We start from the raw sequence: 3,359 nt of genomic DNA on the forward strand, positions 1-3,359 counted from the left end.
AAGGATTGATGTATTTTTGTGCTATCATGTGCCTACTTTTATTTTAGACAAAGATAGGGAAAAATGAGGAAATATCAATGAGGAATCTGGAATCAGAAATCTGGAGTGGAGTCGCAACGGCGAACCGTACAAATTTTGATTTGCGCTATTATAACTTGCTGACTAACAATGAATAAGCCACCTTTTTGCTTCCGCACCTACATGCAAATCAGAGATTTGCAAAGTAAAAAGTTCGTAGTCGCGCTTCGTTAAGACTACGAACAACTGGGGGAATTATGAATGAAAATACAATTTTTCATGTCTTTTGACGCGGGGTGCAACACATGAAAAACTCATCTCAATTATAACCTACTCACTACCAAGAAAATAAAACTTACCTCTGATGCTTACGTACCTACACGCAAACATGGAGATTGGCAAAGCAAGAAGTTCATAGTCTCATTCCATTAATACTACAAGCAACAGGGGTTTTGGGTCAAAAGAACAATAATGGCGTAAAAATTTAATTGTTATCTAAATCCTCAATAATCCTACCCACCTCTATCTTTAATTGTGGAGTAAAATTGGTAGCTACCAGCCAAGCTACCTTCTTATCAATATCATAATAATCATGTACTAATTTATGCCTCATGCTTTCTATCTGTTGCCAAGGGATGTCTGAATACTGTTTTTTTAGTGTGTCCGAAAGGTGATAAGCTGCCTCTCCTATAATTTCTATTTCCTTAACAGTGGCTAAAAAAGTTTTTTCATCTGCAATAAAAGTATCTAAATTGTATCCCTCAATGAACCTTTGTATTCCTTCGATAGCGTCTTTGATGTGCAAAAGTCTGGCGTAGTCGTCTGGTTTTTGCTTTTTCATAAATCAAAATTTTATCGTTCTCTACATATTCTTTTACATATTTGGAAAGGGAAGTTGCACTCACTAAGTCCACTTTCTTTCCTGAAATTTGCTCTAAATCGCTCCACATTTCAAAAAACTCTAAACCATTGTATATCATTGAGTAATCCAAATCAACTAATAAATCTATGTCAGAATCTTCACTTGCTTCGCCTCTTGCATAAGAGCCAAAAAGATATACTTTTTTTACAGGTTTACCTATAAAATACTTGCGAAAATCTGCCAATATGGAAGTGGGAAGTGTCATTACATTCTTATTTGCTCAAATATACAAAAATACTTCAAAACAGCAAGAAATGCGTTTAACTCTATCATAAAACGGTGCGGCATAGCCCACCTTTAACCCAAAGGGATAGATATATGCTTTTCCTAATCTCACCGTTTTACTACGGTAGTTCCACTACGGTAGTTGCACTACGCCATTAAAACGGTAAGCCATACTAAATCAAATATTTAGCTTATCGTTTTAACGATATATACTAATAAATACAACCTACTCTCTACCAATGAAATAGCAAATGTAGATTACAAATCCTCATAAAATTAGGTCGGAATTTGTAATTCCGACCAGCAGGGGACTTCCAAGACTAACTTGGCTATTTTCTTTTTGTAAAAAACATCATATTTCCTTTTTCATTATCTACCAGTTTCCGTCCTCGCACTTTCCAAACTTTATTCCTAAAAAAACGATAATTATGATGTAAGATTTCATCGATTGTATAAACTTCAAATACATTACTCATTGGGTTTTTTATCTTGTAATGTATATTTATAGTGTCAGATAATATATGCTTAGTTAGTGTAAATGATTTTAAAGAATCTTTGTGCAATAAATCATTGCATGAAGGTTTAATGAATATATAATCATCTTTATTTCCATTAAAAATTATTTTCTCATAGATATTATGACCTTCAAAGTTTTTTACACAAATAAAAAGTTTTCCTTCATACAATTTTTGAAATGCTTCTTTTACAAAGATTGAATCCAATTTTAAATCACTGTTGAACTGAATACCATCTGACACAATTTTCCATTTGCCCTTGCTATTAATATGCAGTAGCCCTTCTACATATTCATATTCGTAAGACTTATCAGCATTAATTGTCATTTTCCCATATCTATCGTATTTAGTTGAAAAGATATAAATACCTTCTATTTTTTAGAAGAAGTGCAAGAAATAAAAAAATAAAAAGAAAATAAATAAACAAAAACCTTTTTCATTGGTTACTTTAATTAAATCAAGAATAATATTTAAAATATTTTATATTTAGGATAAACTATAATTCCCAACAATTATATATTTATCAATGTTGTGAATTATATAGCCTTCAGTATTTAAAAGCAGGGTTATTATAAACACCTTGCTGATAATAGATTTGCCAACCTTTTATTCTTGTAGATGGTTCTCTAAGTCCTGTTCCCATATTGAATATTGTATTTTGAATTTGCTCACCATAAGTGCCTCCGTTGGGATGTGGTGTATTATGGTGAATGGGACTAAAAGGTAATGTTGGATAGCGTCTTTTTACAAATGCCTCATTAATTATATTTCCTTTATTTTCACCAAATAATTGTCCTCGTTTGAAAGCCTCGACTTCATCATAAATATCATACATTATACCACCACCTCCTACTCCTAAATCAATTAGCTTTCTTTCATACTGAAATGGGTGTTTTAGCTCATGGGCTAAAGTTGCTAACTTGTTGCTTGACAAATTCGTAATATTGACATTAATGATTCCATTAGAGGCATAATTTAGGAAACCGCCAGTTCCTTCACCTCTTACATTAGACGTATAATTAGAATGTACAACAACATCATAAGTTTGACTTGAGTGACGCAATTCGCTAATTTCAGATTGGGCTTCTAATAATTCTTCTTTCCTGCTTTCTTGCTTGTTTATTACTCTTTCTGCTCTTGCAATACGTCTTTCCATCTTTGCATTACTGATTTTTCCTGCTTCAAATGATGATTTGGCTTTTTCTATCTTGGCTAAATTTCTTAGCATAATTTTATTGCTTTTCTTAATCTCATCAGATATTGCAGCTGTTAGTTCATTTATCCATCTTTCAGCACTTTCGGTAAATTCATTACCATCAATGTCAAAAAAACTAATTGGATTATTTGCACAATAATGATACGGCGAAGATGAAATATACTTTTCCGCCATACCGTCTATACTATGCCACCTCCCTATCTGAGCATCATAGTTCCCTGCTCCGTAGTCGTGCCAATGCAGCCCAAGCTCGGTTTGCTTCTCTTTGCTGTTGAACTGCCACTTATCCTCCTTCGCTGGAGTCTGCACATAATCTAAACCCTTCATGCCCAAGCCAAAGACAGGGTAGAAATAAAAGTTTACAACTTCCCCTATCTCACTTCCTTCCTCAATGCTTCTATCTGCTCAATAGTTAAGCCTGTAAGTTTTAAAATTACCTGATTATCAAAACCCTCTGCTATCA

General features: G+C 33.3%; 4 protein-coding genes. All 4 read right to left on the bottom strand.

Going from position 1 to position 3,359, the window contains the following annotated elements; translation table 11 throughout:
* Window positions 1–502 precede the first annotated feature (502 nt).
* Window positions 503–859, bottom strand: a complete 357-nt coding sequence (locus BM141_RS22215) for a HepT-like ribonuclease domain-containing protein (protein ID WP_091549626.1) — start codon at window positions 857–859, stop codon at window positions 503–505.
* The gene (mntA, locus tag BM141_RS22220) at window positions 780–1,124 is read right to left on the bottom strand and encodes a type VII toxin-antitoxin system MntA family adenylyltransferase antitoxin (protein WP_245764137.1); all 345 of its coding nucleotides are present in this window, start codon (window positions 1,122–1,124) and stop codon (window positions 780–782) included. Before mntA ends, BM141_RS22215 begins: the two co-directional genes overlap by 80 nt.
* Window positions 1,125–1,494: 370 nt before the next feature.
* Window positions 1,495–2,007: a hypothetical protein gene (locus tag BM141_RS22225; RefSeq protein WP_091549628.1), complete on the bottom strand. Its 513-nt coding sequence runs from the start codon at window positions 2,005–2,007 to the stop codon at window positions 1,495–1,497.
* Between the two features lie 220 nt (window positions 2,008–2,227).
* On the bottom strand, window positions 2,228–3,223 hold the full coding sequence (locus BM141_RS22230) for an RHS repeat domain-containing protein (RefSeq protein WP_091549629.1): 996 nt from the start codon (window positions 3,221–3,223) through the stop codon (window positions 2,228–2,230).
* Between the last annotated feature and the right edge of the window lie 136 nt (window positions 3,224–3,359).

It is taken from the genome of Thermoflexibacter ruber (assembly GCF_900113045.1).
In the GTDB taxonomy this organism is placed as follows: domain Bacteria; phylum Bacteroidota; class Bacteroidia; order Cytophagales; family Thermoflexibacteraceae; genus Thermoflexibacter; species Thermoflexibacter ruber.

Coding starts and splice junctions, on each gene's coding strand:
- BM141_RS22225 (WP_091549628.1), bottom strand. CDS start 2,007: ATGACAATTAATGCTGATAAGTCTTACGAATATGAATATGTAGAAGGG.
- BM141_RS22215 (WP_091549626.1), bottom strand. CDS start 859: ATGAAAAAGCAAAAACCAGACGACTACGCCAGACTTTTGCACATCAAA.
- BM141_RS22230 (WP_091549629.1), bottom strand. CDS start 3,223: ATGAAGGGTTTAGATTATGTGCAGACTCCAGCGAAGGAGGATAAGTGG.